This window comes from Streptomyces sp. NBC_00483 (assembly GCF_036013745.1).
Lineage (GTDB): Bacteria > Actinomycetota > Actinomycetes > Streptomycetales > Streptomycetaceae > Streptomyces.
Genome location: NZ_CP107880.1, coordinates 3,347,555 through 3,360,938 on the forward strand (window position 1 = coordinate 3,347,555; position 13,384 = coordinate 3,360,938).

At 72.1% G+C, this 13,384-nt stretch carries 14 protein-coding genes, 1 other RNA gene and 1 pseudogene; 7 read left to right on the plus strand and 9 right to left on the minus strand.

Going from position 1 to position 13,384, the window contains the following annotated elements; translation table 11 throughout:
* Positions 1–8: 8 nt before the first annotated feature.
* Entirely contained in the window at positions 9–1,424 is a 1,416-nt protein-coding gene (locus OHA73_RS14795) for an MFS transporter (RefSeq protein ID WP_327655262.1), read from the minus strand.
* A 150-nt stretch (positions 1,425–1,574) separates the two neighbouring features.
* On the opposite strand from OHA73_RS14795, the gene OHA73_RS14800 reads away from it, so the two are divergent.
* Positions 1,575–2,339 (plus strand): hypothetical protein, encoded by a 765-nt coding sequence (locus OHA73_RS14800; protein ID WP_327655263.1) that lies wholly within the window; start codon positions 1,575–1,577, stop codon positions 2,337–2,339.
* A 22-nt stretch (positions 2,340–2,361) separates the two neighbouring features.
* On the opposite strand, the gene rnpB is transcribed toward OHA73_RS14800, so the two are convergent.
* The 3 genes from rnpB to OHA73_RS14815 all read right to left on the minus strand — a co-directional run bounded on the left by rnpB (position 2,362) and on the right by OHA73_RS14815 (position 3,796).
* Positions 2,362–2,770: RNase P RNA component class A (gene rnpB / locus OHA73_RS14805), an RNA gene on the minus strand.
* 71 nt (positions 2,771–2,841) lie between these two features.
* The gene (locus tag OHA73_RS14810) at positions 2,842–3,369 is read right to left on the minus strand and encodes a TetR/AcrR family transcriptional regulator (protein WP_443063215.1); all 528 of its coding nucleotides are present in this window, start codon (positions 3,367–3,369) and stop codon (positions 2,842–2,844) included.
* A gap of 1 nt (position 3,370) precedes the next feature.
* Positions 3,371–3,796 (minus strand): DUF4260 family protein, encoded by a 426-nt coding sequence (locus OHA73_RS14815; protein ID WP_266720215.1) that lies wholly within the window; start codon positions 3,794–3,796, stop codon positions 3,371–3,373.
* Between the two features lie 155 nt (positions 3,797–3,951).
* Between OHA73_RS14815 and OHA73_RS14820 the strand changes: the two genes are divergently transcribed.
* On the plus strand, positions 3,952–4,728 hold the full coding sequence (locus OHA73_RS14820; protein WP_327655264.1) for a MerR family transcriptional regulator: 777 nt from the start codon (positions 3,952–3,954) through the stop codon (positions 4,726–4,728).
* Positions 4,725–5,336 carry a hypothetical protein gene (locus OHA73_RS14825; protein WP_327655265.1) on the plus strand — a complete coding sequence of 204 codons (612 nt, stop codon included), beginning with the start codon at positions 4,725–4,727 and terminating at the stop codon, positions 5,334–5,336. Before OHA73_RS14820 ends, OHA73_RS14825 begins: the two co-directional genes overlap by 4 nt.
* Here the strand turns inward: OHA73_RS14825 and OHA73_RS14830 are convergent.
* Positions 5,323–6,768 (minus strand): RNB domain-containing ribonuclease, encoded by a 1,446-nt coding sequence (locus OHA73_RS14830; RefSeq protein WP_327655266.1) that lies wholly within the window; start codon positions 6,766–6,768, stop codon positions 5,323–5,325. The genes OHA73_RS14825 and OHA73_RS14830 overlap by 14 nt on opposite strands.
* A gap of 91 nt (positions 6,769–6,859) precedes the next feature.
* On the opposite strand from OHA73_RS14830, the gene yaaA reads away from it, so the two are divergent.
* A complete protein-coding gene (gene yaaA / locus OHA73_RS14835; protein ID WP_327655267.1) occupies positions 6,860–7,642 on the plus strand; it encodes a peroxide stress protein YaaA in 783 nt (260 codons plus the stop codon).
* A gap of 91 nt (positions 7,643–7,733) precedes the next feature.
* Entirely contained in the window at positions 7,734–8,387 is a 654-nt protein-coding gene (gene eda, locus OHA73_RS14840; RefSeq protein WP_266720205.1) for a bifunctional 4-hydroxy-2-oxoglutarate aldolase/2-dehydro-3-deoxy-phosphogluconate aldolase, read from the plus strand.
* A gap of 10 nt (positions 8,388–8,397) precedes the next feature.
* On the opposite strand, the pseudogene OHA73_RS14845 reads toward eda, so the two are convergent.
* The 3 genes and pseudogenes from OHA73_RS14845 to OHA73_RS14855 form a co-directional block, all read right to left on the minus strand.
* Positions 8,398–9,030, minus strand: a pseudogene (locus tag OHA73_RS14845) (histidine phosphatase family protein); the annotation flags it as partial.
* A 118-nt stretch (positions 9,031–9,148) separates the two neighbouring features.
* Positions 9,149–9,892, minus strand: coding sequence for a zinc ribbon domain-containing protein (locus OHA73_RS14850; protein WP_323179753.1), 744 nt, complete (start codon positions 9,890–9,892; stop codon positions 9,149–9,151).
* On the minus strand, positions 9,889–10,749 hold the full coding sequence (locus tag OHA73_RS14855; protein WP_327655268.1) for a Nif3-like dinuclear metal center hexameric protein: 861 nt from the start codon (positions 10,747–10,749) through the stop codon (positions 9,889–9,891). Before OHA73_RS14855 ends, OHA73_RS14850 begins: the two co-directional genes overlap by 4 nt.
* A 200-nt stretch (positions 10,750–10,949) precedes the next feature.
* On the opposite strand from OHA73_RS14855, the gene OHA73_RS14860 reads away from it, so the two are divergent.
* A complete protein-coding gene (locus OHA73_RS14860; RefSeq protein WP_327655269.1) occupies positions 10,950–12,101 on the plus strand; it encodes a hypothetical protein in 1,152 nt (383 codons plus the stop codon).
* Positions 12,102–12,156: 55 nt separating this feature from the next.
* The gene (locus OHA73_RS14865) at positions 12,157–12,327 is read left to right on the plus strand and encodes a hypothetical protein (RefSeq protein ID WP_266720197.1); all 171 of its coding nucleotides are present in this window, start codon (positions 12,157–12,159) and stop codon (positions 12,325–12,327) included.
* Positions 12,328–12,408: 81 nt separating this feature from the next.
* Here the strand turns inward: OHA73_RS14865 and OHA73_RS14870 are convergent, their stop codons facing one another.
* Entirely contained in the window at positions 12,409–13,347 is a 939-nt protein-coding gene (locus OHA73_RS14870; RefSeq protein WP_266720195.1) for a 3-oxoacyl-ACP reductase, read from the minus strand.
* Positions 13,348–13,384 lie beyond the last annotated feature (37 nt).

Consider the following 13,384-nt stretch of genomic DNA (forward strand, 5'->3'; position numbering starts at 1 on the left):
GACCCGCCTCAGATCGACTCCAGACTCCGCCCCGTCGTCCGCGGCCCCAGGATCCGTACGTTGAGGCACAGAATCAGCATCAGCACACCCGACCCGATGAACACCGCGTCCGCGCCCAGGTCCTCGAGCACGTCGATCGCGATGAACGGCAGCACGACCGAGGTGAGCCGGGACAGCGAGTACGCGATGCCGATGGCGCTGGAGCGCATGCCCGTCGGGAAGATCTCCGTCTGGTAGACGTGGAAGGCGTTCGAGAAGACGTTGCTGCTGACGGTGAGCAGGAAGCCCGCCCCGACGATCAGCCAGGACGCCTCCGCGAACCCGAAGACCAGGCCGAACGCGGCGATCCCGAGCGCCGACAGGATGATGAGCGTGCGCCGCTCGATCCGGTCGATCAGCGGCACGGACAGCGCCGAGCCCACCGGGTAGCCGAGGTAGCTGAGGGCCGCGTAGGTGAGGGACTCCGTGACGGTGTGCCCCTTGGCCTGGAGGACGACCGGAGCCAGCGAACCGAAGCCGTAGTAGCCGACGGTCTGAAGGATCTGGAAGATCCACCACATGACGGTGCGGCGCGCGTACGGGGCCTTGAACATCTGGCCCAGCGGCACCTTCGCGGCGGCCGGTTCCGGGGTTTGGGCGGTCCCGGCGGTCTCGGCGCGCGGAGCCGGAATCGCCGCGGGTTCCGCACCCGCCTGAGCCTCGATGCCCCGCACGACCGCGTCCGCCTCGGCCGTCCGCCCTTGCGAGGCCAGCCAGCGCGGCGACTCCGGCAGCCGGGTCCGCAGGAGCTGAATGAACGCGGCACCGAGCGCGCCCCCGACGAGCAGCCAGCGCCAGCCGTCCACCCCGAACAACTCGTGCTTGGCCACGAGTCGGGCGCCGAGCAGCGCGGCGACGGGCACGCCGACGAAGCCGAGGGTGTAGGCCCAGGCGATGTAGCGCCCGCGCACCTTGCGGGGCAGGAACTCGGCCAAGTACGTGTCGACGAGGACCAGTTCGGCGCCGAGCCCGAGCCCGGCGAGGAAGCGGAGCACGGAGAGCTGGGTGGCGTCCTGCGCGAAGGCGCACGCCAGCGAGAACAGCGAGTAGAGCCCCAGGTTGACCAGGAACATCTTGCGCCGCCCGAACCGGTCGGCGAGCACGGACAGCACGTTCGCGCCGACGAACATGCCGAGGAACCCGGAGGCGATCAGCCACGACTTCTCGGTGCCGGACAGCTGCCAGGACTCGGCGAGCGCGGCGGCGAGTACGCCGCCGAGGAACACCTCGTAGAGGTCGAAGAAGGCACCGATGCCGACGATCGCGGTCAGTCGGCGGTGCCACGGCCCTACGGGCAGCCGGTCGAGCCTGCCGACCGGGTCCGTGCTGTCGATGTCGTTCGTGTCCGGGGTTGTGGCGGCCCCCGTGACGCCGTGCTCACTCATGCTCACAGACGCTAGCTGTAAGCGGCACGTAAATGAAGAGGCAATTCCCCCTCTCCGCACCTTCCTCACCTGCGCATACGCCCCGCATCTCTTTACACAGCCATTACTCGCATACTGGACATAACCCCTATCCACTTGAAAGGCGGACTCATGCCCACGGACGCCGACACGACCGAACCGGACACAGCCCTGGAAGTGGGCGAGTGGACCACGCTCGACAGCGGCCTCGCCGTGACGATCGACGAGATGGAGACCTTCTCGCCCACCTATCTGGACCGGGACCACGAGGACGGTGACACCTACGTCAGCTTCACGGTCCGCGTGAAGAACATGGCCCCGGGCGTGCGCCGCGCCATGCGTGCGCACCACGCCGAGCACCCGCGCCGCGCGCCGCGCAGGGGCTACTCCAGCGAGGCCGCGCACACGAGGGCGGTCGAGCAGCACACCAAGGCGCGCTCCGACGCGCTGCGCCGCGCGAAGGGCGGCGTACGGATGCGCCTCACCGCCCGCGTCCAGGTGTGGGCGGGCGATACCCGGGCCGTCCGCACGTACGACGCCGACCAGGACATCCTCACCGGCCTGCACACCGAACTGCGCCGCCGCCGCACCGGCACCACGACCTACGCCTTCCGCGTCCCGGCGGAGGGCCTGGACGACCTGCGCATCCGCGTGAGCCCCGCGGTGAACGGCGCGACCCGCGAGTCCGCGGACTGGGCGGCATCCCTCACGGCCCCACCGGAGGACCTCCTCGACGACTCCCTGATACGGGAGCCCGTGGAGCAGGCCCCCGCAGAGGAGGCCACGGACGAGGCCCACGAAACGGAGCACACCCCGAAGAAGCGCAAGCAGCGCCGTCAGGAGAAGCGGGACCACCGCCGCCAGCAGATCCGCTCCACGCACGGCGCGGCACTCTGACCGTGGTCGGAGGTGTGAGCGGCAGACGAGTCGGGCTGTACGCCGGGTTCTGTCACCCGAGGCCCTCGCGGGCCTCGGGGAGACGGCCATCCATCTAGGACCGGCGTTGCCACCGGCCTCCTGCGGTCTACCCGCGAACATCGGGCGGGCAGCCCTCGATCGTCCGCGCAGAACCGTCTCCGAAGAGGCGGTCCCTCTTGACCTTGCTCCAGGTGGGGTTTACCTAGCCGCCTGAGTCACCTCAGGCGCTGGTGGTCTCTTACACCACCGTTTCACCCTTACCGAGGGCCTTGCGGTCCCCGGCGGTCTGTTTTCTGTGGCACTGTCCCGCGGGTCACCCCGGGTGGCCGTTAGCCACCACCTTGCCCTGTGGAGCCCGGACGTTCCTCGGGAGGTTCCGAAGAACCCCACGCGGCCGCCCGCCCGGCTCGTCTGCCGTGCCGACCATGCTACCCGTGCCGGTGGTCCGTCCCGGACCGTGTCCGCCGCGCCGTCCGCACGGTCACGGCCGCAGCGCCTCCACCCCCGTCCGCCACGCCCTCGCCAGATCCGCGCCGCCCGGAAAGCGGCCGTGGATCTCCAGGATCACCATGCCGTGGGCGAACGCCCAGGCGGCGCGAGCCAGGTCCGCGTCGTCCGCGCAGGTGCGCATCAGGGGGGCCGCCGCGCGCTCCTCCAGGCCGGCGGGCAGCGCGTGCCGGGGCAGCGGGCGCTCAGTGGAGAGGCAGTAGAGGTGGGGGTGGGCGAGGGCGTAGGCGCGGTAGGCGTCGGTGAGGGCTTCGAGGGAGCCGGGGGCCCGGCGCTCCGCCTCCTCGCAGGCCTCCGCCGACTCCGTGAGCATCTGCGCGACGAGCTCCACCTCGACGGCCTGCTTGTCGGGGAAGTGCTTGTAGAGGGACGGGGCCTTGATGCCGAGGCGGTCGGCCAGGGCGCGCATCGTGAGGGCGTCGGGCCCGGACTCCTCCAGGAGGGTGCGGGCCTCGGCCGCGATCTCGGTGGCGCGGGGCGTGAGCCGCCGCCCTTCCTTCAGGTCAGGCACGCTGGAAGCCCTCCTTGGTCCGCAGCCCGTAGCCGAAGGCGCGATCGTACGAGATGTGGGCGAGCCAGCCGCAGAAGCCCGCGAAGAGCGGCGCCCACTGGATGATGGGCAGCACCGTGTACGCCGCCATGAGGGCGAGCGGGACCAGGGCGCGGTGGGCCGCGTTGTAGAACGGCACGGCGCGGGGCGGGAGTTGACCCTTCTCCATCGGCCGGGTCTCGCCGATGCCGGCCAGGAACGTGAAGTCGGGCGCAAGGAAGAAGGCGACGGCGAACAGACCCGCGAGCCAGCCGTGGTTCACGGCTTCCAGGACCGCGAACGCCGACCAGAAGAGCGCGTTCACGAGCCACGCGGTGCGCCGGACGACCATGAGCGGCTTGCCCGTGACGGTGGTGGTGGCGGGTGCTGTCGTGCTCATCGGGACCTCCCGGAGAGTCGGTGGCGTCGACGACGCCGCGGCTAACGTTGTTAGCCGAACCATGGGAAGACCGTACGGCTAACGTTGTTAGCCGTCAAGCCTTTGCCGTGCGGCTCGCTTGACCCTGCCGTAGCGTCAACGTTTCTACTGAGGTCATGCGGATCGGAGAGCTGGCCCGGATCGTCGGTGTCACCACACGCGCCATCAGGCACTATCACCACCTCGGACTGCTGCCCGAGCCCGAACGCCTTGCCAACGGGTACCGGGAGTACGGGCTGCGGCACGCCATCGAGCTCGCCCGGATCCGGCGCCTGACCGAGCTGGGGCTCGGGCTGCCCGAGGTACGGGACGTGCTCGCGGAGGACGCGGGGCGCGACCTCGTCGAGGTGCTCGCAGAGCTGGACGCCGACCTGGCCCGCCAGGAGGCCGCCATCCACGAGCGGCGGGACCGGCTGCGGGCCCTGTTGTCCGACGCCGAGCGGGGGCGACTGCCTGCCGAGGGACCGCTCTCCCCCGAACTGACCGCCTTCCTGGGCGGGTTGGAACCCGTGGACGAGGAGTCCCCCATGGCCGCGAAGGACCGTGAAGTACTGGCCCTGATCGACACCACCGCCCCGCCCGAGGTCCGCGAACAGCTGATGGCGGAGCTGGTGCCCGTCTTCGACGACCCGGCGACGCGGGAGGCGACACTCGACGTGTACGCCCGCCTCGACGCGCTGGCCGACGCCGACCCGGACGACCCGCGGGTGGCGGAGGCGGCCCGCGCCCTGCTCGCCTTCCTGCCGAAGGAGCTGCCGAGCGCGCCGCCGCCCGGCGTCCCCGACAGTCACGGCGCCGCTGTACTGGATCTCTTCCTCTCCGACTTCACCCCGGCCCAGGCCGAGGTGATCCGCCTCGCCCTGAGGATGGCAGCCGGGGACGGTGCGCCGTGACTGCGCTCCGGACGTCGCTGCGCGTCCCCGCCGGTGTCCGCCGGATCGTCGGGCACGAGCTGCGGGTGGTCGTGAGCCTTCTGCGGTGGGTGGCGCGACGCCCCCACGGCGTTCCGGTCGGGGCGAGCGCCTTTCCGTACGCGCGGGGTCAGGCCGTGATGATGTACGGCATCACGTTCGTGTGCGTCGTCGAGTCCGTCGGGATGTGGGCGCTGCTGCGCGACTGGCCCACGCTCCACCACGTCGTCCTGTTCCTCGACGTCTACACGGTGCTGATGGTCCTCGGCCTGCACGCGGCGTCCGTCACCCGGCCGCACGTGGTCACCGATGACGCGCTGCGGGTGCGCCGGGCCGCCCATGTGGATCTGCGGATACCGCTGGAGCTGATCGCCTCGGTGCGCCGCGAGAACAAGTACACGCACACGCCGCGCGAGGGCGAGCTGAATCTGGATGTCGGCGCCCAGACCAGCATCACTCTCGAACTCGCCTCCCCCGTACGGCACTTCACGTTCCTCGGGCGTCCGCAGGACATCCGCCTGGTGCGGTTGCACGCGGAGGATCCCGAGCGACTCGCGCGCACTCTGGAGCAGCGGCTCACGCCGGCGTGAACAGCACCTTCGTCGAGCCCGGGTCCGCCTGCGTGAGCCGGACCCGCAGCCGCTCCCCCAGCGGCAGCGCGGCCGCACCGCCCTCGACCCGGGCGACGACGGCGGGCTCGGTCAACTGCACGGTCCCGGCGGCCGGTTCGCGGTCCTTCACGTCCACCACCACCGCGTCGAAGACCTCGCCGACCCGGTGCCTGAGGAGCGCCGCCTCGACGATGTCGACGCACTCGCGCTCCACGGTGTTCGCCCGCCGGGTACCGTCCGCCATCTCCTTCGGGAGACCGTCAAGCGCCGTCAACACCCATTCGGGAACGCCTCGTTCGGCGCACGCGGCCAGGCACAGCTCGGACGCGTAGCGGTCGACGAGGCGGCGCAGCGGGGCCGTGCAGTGGGTGTAGGGCGCGGCGACGGCGGCGTGCGTGGCGAGGGCCGGGGTCTCGCCACCGCGGAAGGCCGTGTAGCCGGCGCCGCGCAGCAGCGTCGTGCACTCCTGGAGGAACGCGGCCTGGTGCGGAATGCGCGGGTCGAGGGAGCGGACGAGGTCGGAGTACGGGACGTGGTGCGGCCACTCGATGTGCAGCGCGTGCGCGGTGCGGCGCAGCCGGCCGACCGCGCCGTCGGGGGCGGCGGGCAGCGTGCGCAGGATGCCGGTACCGGCCGCGAGCATCAAGTCGGCGGCGGCCATGCCGGTGAGCAGCGAGATCTGGGCGTTCCACGAGTCGGCGGGCAGCGGGGCCCGGTAGGCGAGTTCGTACGCGGTGTCGCTCGCGACGATCTCCTGCTCGGGCACGTCGAGCGAGATGCCGCCGCGCTCGACCTCCAACTGTTCGCGCAGCAGCCCGATGTCCTTGAGCAGGGCGACCGGCTCCTCGGCGCTCCCGTCGTCGATGGCCTTCTGCACGCCCGCGTAGTCGAGCTTGGCGCGGCTGCGGACGAGGGCGCGGACGACATCGGTGGACTCGGCGCGCCCGTCGGCGTCCAGGTCGATGGTCCACAGGACGGCCGGGCAGGTCTGGTCGGGCAGCAGGCTGGCGGCGCCCTCGCTGAGCACGGTGGGGTGCAGCGGGACCTTCTCGTCGGGGAAGTAGAGGGTGGTGACGCGGCGGTGCGCCTCGAGGTCGAGGGCGCCGCCGGGTGCGACGTACGCGGCGACGTCGGCGATCGCGTACCGCACGCGGTAGCCGCCGCCGGGGCGCCGGGACAGGTGCATGGCCTGGTCGAGATCGGTGGACGTCGGCGGGTCGATCGTGAAGAAAGGGATCGCGGTCTCGTCGAGGTCCGGCAGCCACGGCGGATCGGCGGCAACACGCTCCGCTTCCGCGACCACGTCGGCCGGGAACTCCTCGGGCACCTCCAGCTTCGTACGCAGTTCGCGCAGCACGGCACCGAGCGGCTCCCGTGCCGCGCCGGTCACTCGCAAGTGGCGGCGGGGCATGGCACGAGCGTAGGCGCGGGTCGCGGGGACGGCACGCCGTAGGCTGGGGCGTCGATCGACCGTTGTTCCGTACGTGCTTGAGGAGTGCCCCGTGCTTGTGCTGTTGCCGCCGTCGGAGGGTAAGGCCGCTTCCGGACGCGGGGCGCCGCTGAAGCTGGAGGGACTCTCGCTGCCGGGGCTCGCCGAGGCGCGGGCGGCGGTCCTCGACGAGCTGGTCGAGCTGTGCGGTGCCGACGAGGAGAAGGCACGCGAGGTGCTCGGCCTGAGCGAGGGGCTGCGCGGCGAGATCGCCAAGAACACGGAGCTGCGCACGGCGGGCGCGCGCCCGGCCGGCGAGATCTACACGGGCGTCCTGTACGACGCCCTGGACCTGGCCTCCCTCGACGGGGCCGCGAAGAAGCGGGCGGCGAAGTCGCTGCTCGTCTTCTCCGGCCTGTGGGGCGCGGTCGGCGTCACCGACAGGATCCCCTCCTACCGGTGCTCGATGGGCGTGAAGCTGCCGGGGCTCGGCGCGCTCGGGGCGTACTGGCGCGGGCCGATGGCCGAGGTGATGCCGGAGGCCGCCGGGGACGGGCTCGTCCTCGACCTCCGCTCGTCGGCGTACGCGAGCGCGTGGAAGCCCAAGGGCGAGGTCGCGGAGCGGACGGCGACGGTGCGCGTGCTGCACGCGCCGACCCGCAAGGTCGTCTCCCACTTCAACAAGGCGACCAAGGGGCGGATCGTCCGGTCGCTGCTGATGGCGGGGTCCGCGCCGGCCGGACCCGCCGAGCTCGTCGACGTACTGCGGGACCTCGGTTACGTCGTGGAGGTCGAGGAGCCCGCGAAGGCCGGGCGGCCGTGGAACCTGGACGTACTGGTGGACGAGGTCCACTGAGACCCAGCGATCCAGGGGTCCACGGGTCCAGCGATTGCAGCATGCGCAACGCCCTTTGCGCATGCTGCTGCGGGCGGGGCAGGATGACCCCATGACCTCCTCCTCTGACGCCGCCGCCACCTCGGCCGCCTCCGCCTCCGTGCTGGATCTCGCCCCCGTCGTCCCCGTCGTCGTGGTGGAGGACATCGCCGACGCGGTGCCGCTCGCGCGGGCGCTCGTCGCGGGCGGCCTCCCCGCCATCGAGGTGACCCTGCGCACGCCCGCCGCGCTCGACGCGATCAAGGCGATCGCCGCGGAGGTCCCGGACGCCGTCGTCGGCGCGGGCACCGTGATCAACCCCGCGAACGTCGCCGACTCGGTGGCCGCGGGCGCCCGCTTCCTGGTCAGCCCCGGCTGGACGGACACGCTGCTCGACGCGATGAAGGAGTCGGGCGTGCCGTTCCTGCCCGGCGTCTCCACGACGTCGGAGGTCGTGGCGCTGCTCGAGCGCGGCGTGCAGGAGATGAAGTTCTTCCCGGCGGAGGCCGCGGGCGGCACCGCGTACCTGAAGTCGCTGGCGGGCCCGCTGCCGCAGGCCCGCTTCTGCCCCACGGGCGGCGTCTCGCCGGCCAACGCGCCCGGCTACCTGGCGCTGAAGAACGTCGGCTGCGTGGGCGGCAGTTGGATGCTCCCGGCCGACGCGATCGCGGCGAAGGACTGGGACCGGGTGGAGGCCCTGGCCCGCGAGGCGGCGTCGCTGCGCTGAACCGGCTGAACTATGTGAGGTGCGCTGTCTCGTTGAGGCAGCGCACGCTCGCGTTCCCGTCCGCGTAGTACGCGACCGTGGTCAGGGACGCCGCCGCGAGCTCCATGCGGAACATCGCCTCGGCGGGCGCGCCGAGCGCGAGCCGCACCAGCGTCTTGATCGGCGTCACATGGCTGACCAGCAGGGCGGTGCGCCCCCGGTACGCGGCGGTCAGCCGGTCCCGCGCCTCGGCGACCCGCTCCGCGACCTCGGCGAAACTCTCGCCCCCACCGGTCGGGGCGGCGTCGGGCGAGGCGAGCCAGGCGTTCAGGTCGTCCGGGTAGCGGGCGCCGGCCTCCTTGAACGTGAGCCCCTCCCACGCCCCGAAGTGCGTCTCGCGCAGCCCCTCGTCGACCTGTACATCGAGCCCGAGCCGCGCGGCGGCGACCTCGGCGGTCTGCCGGCACCGGGCGAGCGGCGAGACCACGATCACCTCGACGTCACCGCGGGCGGCCAGCGCGTCGGCAGCGGACTCAGCCTGCCGCCACCCGACGTCGGACAGCTCGGGGTCCCCGCCCCCACTCCCGGAGAACCGCTTCTCCGGAGTCAGAGCGGTCTCCCCGTGCCGCAGCAGGAGAAAGGTGGCGGGGGGACTCAGATCAGGGGGCGCCACATGTTCCTCTCGGGCATCGGCGATCGGGCATATTGAGCCCCTGCGGCGATTGAGCAGCGGGGTCCGGGGCAGAGCCCCGCGACCGCAACGCCGTCGGGCCGCAACATTCCTACAGCCCCGACTCCGACGTCCGCACCAGAATCCGCCGACAGTTCTCACACCGCACCACCGCGTCAGCGGCCGCCGCACGGACCTCGTTCAGCTCCGTGATGTTGAGCTCGAGCCGGCACCCCTCACAGCGCCGCTGGAACAGCTTCGCCGCGCCGACGCCGCCCTCCTTCTCGCGAAGCTTGCCGTACAGCTTCAGCAGGTCCTCCGGGATCGACCCGGCGACGACCTCACGCTCCTTGGTGGCGGCGGAGATGTCGGCGTCGAGGACGGCAGCCGCCTCGTCGCGCCGCGCGGTCGCGTCGTCGGCCTTGGCCTGCACCGAGGAGAGCCGCTCGGCCAGCTCACCCGCGCGCTCCTGCGCGGACTCACGGCGCTCCATGACCTCGAGGACGACGTCCTCCAGGTCACCCTGGCGCTTGGCGAGCGAGGCGATCTCGCGCTGCAGGTTCTCCAGGTCCTTGGGGGACGTGACCGCGCCGGAGTCGAGGCGCTTCTGGTCACGGGCGGCACGCTGGCGGACCTGGTCGACGTCCTGCTCGGCCTTGGTCTGCTCGCGGGCGCAGTCGCTCTCCTCGGTCGTCGCGGCGACGTGCAGGTCGCGCAGCTGCGTGAGGTCCTTGGTCAGCGACTCGATCTCGGCGTGCTCGGGCAGCGACCGCTTCTTGTACGCGAGCTGCTGGAGGCGGGTGTCCAGGTCCTGGACGTCGAGAAGACGGATCTGGTCGGCGGGCGCGGCGTTCAGTTGGGGGCTCCAAAAGTAGATACAGATGCGGGGTTGGACGCCGCGTGGGCGGTCCAGGGATCGGTGACCGTCTTCGAGACGTGGACCCGCAGGCCCCATCCCTCGCGGTCGGAGATCTCGTCGAGCTGAGCTGCGGCCAGCTCGCACCAGGGCCACTCGGTGGCCCAGTGCGCCGCGTCGAGCAGCGCGAGAGGTGTGGTTTCGCGGGCCTCGCTCACCGGGTGGTGGCGCAGGTCCGCGGTAAGGAAAGCATCGACGCCCGCCGCACGCACATCGTCGAAGAGGCTGTCGCCGGAGCCACCGCTCACGGCGATCGTACGCACGGTCGCGTCGAGGTCCCCCGCGACGCGGATGCCCTGCGCGGTGGCCGGCAGCCGGTCGGCGGCGCGGCCCGCGAGCTCGCGCAGCGTCAGCGGGTGCTCGAGCTCGCAGACCCGGCCGAGGCCGCGGCGGCCCGCGGGGTCGGTGGGGTCCGGGACCAGCGGGCGTACGACGCGGACGTCGAGGGCGCCCGCGAGTGCGTCGGAGACGCCGGGGTCGGCCTTGTCGGCGTTGGTGTGCGCGACGTGCAGCGCGATGTCGTTCTTGATCAGCGTGTGGACGGCTCGGCCCTTGAACGTGGAGGCCGCCACCGTCGTCGTACCGCGCAGGTAGAGCGGGTGGTGCGTGACCAGCAGGTCCGCGCCGAGCTTCACCGCCTCGTCGACGATCTCCTGGACCGGGTCGACGGCGAACAGGACCCGGCTGACCTCGGCGTCCGGATCACCGGCGACCGTGCCGACCGCGTCCCATCCCTCGGCGAGGGCCGGGGGCCAGAGGGCTTCGAGCGCGGTGGTTACTTCAGACAGACGGGGCACGCACACAGGTTACCTGCGCCGCCCGCCCCACCCCCAAGCCCGGCGGTCCCGGAAGAAGGCAGCAGGAGAGCACACCGCACTCACGGTTCACAGCCAATTCGGGGCATGGCCCACCTTTCGTGTGAAACGGCGGGCGCGAGGTGCCACGGAGGTTCGTGCGAAAACTAGCGTCGGCCCGAACAAGCGGAGGTGACTGATCCATGACGGCCCTGGCCACGGAACCCACGCCGGAGACTCGGGCACGACCGCCGCACACCGGATGTGTGCTCACGATGGACTCGACGTACGCGGCCCGCCTTGCGCAGCACGGCGCGAGCCCGGACTCCTGGTTTCCCGAGCGCTGGACCCTGGACGGACCCGAGCCGTACGCGGTCCCGCTGCCCGGCCCCCAGCCGGAGGAGCCCGGCACCGCCGTGCTGCCCCTGACCGACGGCCGGGTGCTGATCCACCGCGCCGCCGCCGGGCGCCAGCTGTTCTCGCTGCTCTACCCGACGGGCCCCGGCACGGGCGAGGTGCCGCTCGGCGCCGTGGAGTGCGAGGAGCTGACCCTCCTGCCGCCCGCGCCCGACGGGCGGTGTGCCTACGCGCTGGCGGCCGGCGAGGAGTCGACCGCGGTGTGGCAGGTGGCGGGCGCCGGCTTCGGGCCCGAGCTGCTCGCCGAGGTGCCGGGACGCTGCTCGGGCGGGGTATGGCTGTCCCGCGAGGCCCGGCTGCTCGCGCTCGACCGCGCACCCTCGGAGGCGGACGGCGGCGGCCCGGTGAAGACGGTGGTCGTGGACCTGGACCGGGGCGGCGAGGTCTCCCCGCTCCTCCAGATCGCCGAGGACAGCGAGGACCGGCTGCTCCTCGCCGATCTCGACAGCGGCCTGATCCTGCTCCACTCGGACGCCCCGACGCCGGGTGAACTCCGGCTCGGCTGGGGCGTGTTGGGCAGTACGCTGCCGATCCGCTTCCCGGAGTCCCTGCGCCTCGCCGACTGCGAGCTGACGCCGTTCGCCATCCAGCCCGGCCAGTCGCTGATGCCGGAGGGCTGCGCGGTGGCGCTGCACGTGGCGAGCGCGGAGGGCGGCTCCCCGTGGCTCGGCCTGTGGCGGCCCGCGGAGGGCCGGATGCACCAGGTGGCGGCGCCGGCCGGCTGGCTCGCGGGCAGCGGCTTCTTCTCGCGCGACGGGGTGCTCTCCCTCCCGTACGTCACCGAGGACGCGCCGTGCGGCCTCGCGAGGATCCCCATGCCCGAACCCTGCCCGCGGCGGCGGGAGCCGAAGGAGGAATCCGCACCGCCGGAGCCCACCGCGACACGCCCCGTCCCACTGGCGCAGGCGCCCCTCGGTGGCCGTACCACGGACCGTTAGACTCGCCCGGCTGCAACTGAAGGATCTTGTACGTGTTTACGGGGTGAATGTTCCGATGGCGGAAGGCAACGGCACGGATGTCGAGTTCGACTCGGAGGCGGCGCGCCATGCGCGGGGCGGCTCGGGTCGGCACCGCGGCGAGGTGTCCTCGCCGCCCATGGCGGGCGGCGACCAGGAGTCGAGGCCGCGCGGGCGGCATCGTGGGCCGCGCGCCGATGAGGCGTAACGCTCGACACTCGATGTGAGGAAACGTATCTCTGAGGGGCCCGGCACAAGCCGGGCCCCTCAGTCGTGTGTGCGGTCGGGCTCAGCCGTGCTTGAGGCCGAGCACCTCCGCGGCCGCGAACGTCTCGTTCGGGGGCCGGTCCTTGTAGTGCGGCGTGAGCACCGCGTCGAGCTCCTCGTACGTGAACGCGTCCTTGGCCGTGTCGAACTTCGCCTGCACCCTGGGCCGGTCGACGACGGCGACCATGCCGCCGTGCACCACGAGCAGCTGGCCGTTGACGTTCCCCGCGGCGGGCGAGGCGAGGTAGCCGACGAGCGGGGCGACGTGTTCGGGCGCGAGCGGGTCGAGCCCGTCCTCCGGCTCGGCGAACCCGGCGAAGACGTCCTCCGTCATACGGGTACGGGCCCGCGGGCAGATGACGTTGGCAGTGACGCCGTACTTGGCGAGGGCGAGCGCGGTGGAAGTGGTGAGCCCCACGATGCCGCCCTTCGCGGCGGCGTAGTTGGGCTGACCGGCCGAGCCCGCGAGGAACGCCTCGGACGAGGTGTTGATGATGCGCCCGTACACGGGACCACCGGCGGCCTTCGAGGCCTCGCGCCAGTGGCGGGCCGCGAAGTGGCTGGTGTTGTAGTGCCCCTTGAGGTGGACGTGGATGACCGAGTCCCACTCCTGCTCGGTCATCGAGAAGATCATGCGGTCGCGCAGGATGCCGGCGTTGTTGACGAGGATGTCCAGTTGGCCGTACGTGTCGATCGCCAACTGGACGAGTTCCTGGGCCTGTTGGTGATCGGCCACGTCACCGGTGTGCGCGGTGGCGGTACCGCCCGCGGCCTCGATCTCGGCGACGACCTGTTCGGCGGGCCCTGCGGCGGCGTCACCGGAGCCGTCCCGGCCGGGCTGCCCGAAGTCGTTGACGACGACGTTGGCGCCGAGGCGGGCGAGTTCGAGGGCCTCGGCGCGGCCGAGGCCGCGGCCGGCTCCGGTCACGATGGCCGTGCGGCCGTTGAGCGGCGTTGACATACGTTTCGGCTTCCTCTCGGGTCTTTGAGCCGCGGCG

Coding starts and splice junctions, on each gene's coding strand:
- OHA73_RS14795 (WP_327655262.1), bottom strand. CDS start 1,424: ATGAGTGAGCACGGCGTCACGGGGGCCGCCACAACCCCGGACACGAAC.
- OHA73_RS14870 (WP_266720195.1), bottom strand. CDS start 13,347: ATGTCAACGCCGCTCAACGGCCGCACGGCCATCGTGACCGGAGCCGGC.
- OHA73_RS14860 (WP_327655269.1), top strand. CDS start 10,950: ATGACGGCCCTGGCCACGGAACCCACGCCGGAGACTCGGGCACGACCG.
- OHA73_RS14830 (WP_327655266.1), bottom strand. CDS start 6,768: ATGCCCCGCCGCCACTTGCGAGTGACCGGCGCGGCACGGGAGCCGCTC.
- OHA73_RS14865 (WP_266720197.1), top strand. CDS start 12,157: ATGGCGGAAGGCAACGGCACGGATGTCGAGTTCGACTCGGAGGCGGCG.
- OHA73_RS14800 (WP_327655263.1), top strand. CDS start 1,575: ATGCCCACGGACGCCGACACGACCGAACCGGACACAGCCCTGGAAGTG.
- OHA73_RS14815 (WP_266720215.1), bottom strand. CDS start 3,796: ATGAGCACGACAGCACCCGCCACCACCACCGTCACGGGCAAGCCGCTC.
- OHA73_RS14820 (WP_327655264.1), top strand. CDS start 3,952: ATGCGGATCGGAGAGCTGGCCCGGATCGTCGGTGTCACCACACGCGCC.
- eda (WP_266720205.1), top strand. CDS start 7,734: ATGACCTCCTCCTCTGACGCCGCCGCCACCTCGGCCGCCTCCGCCTCC.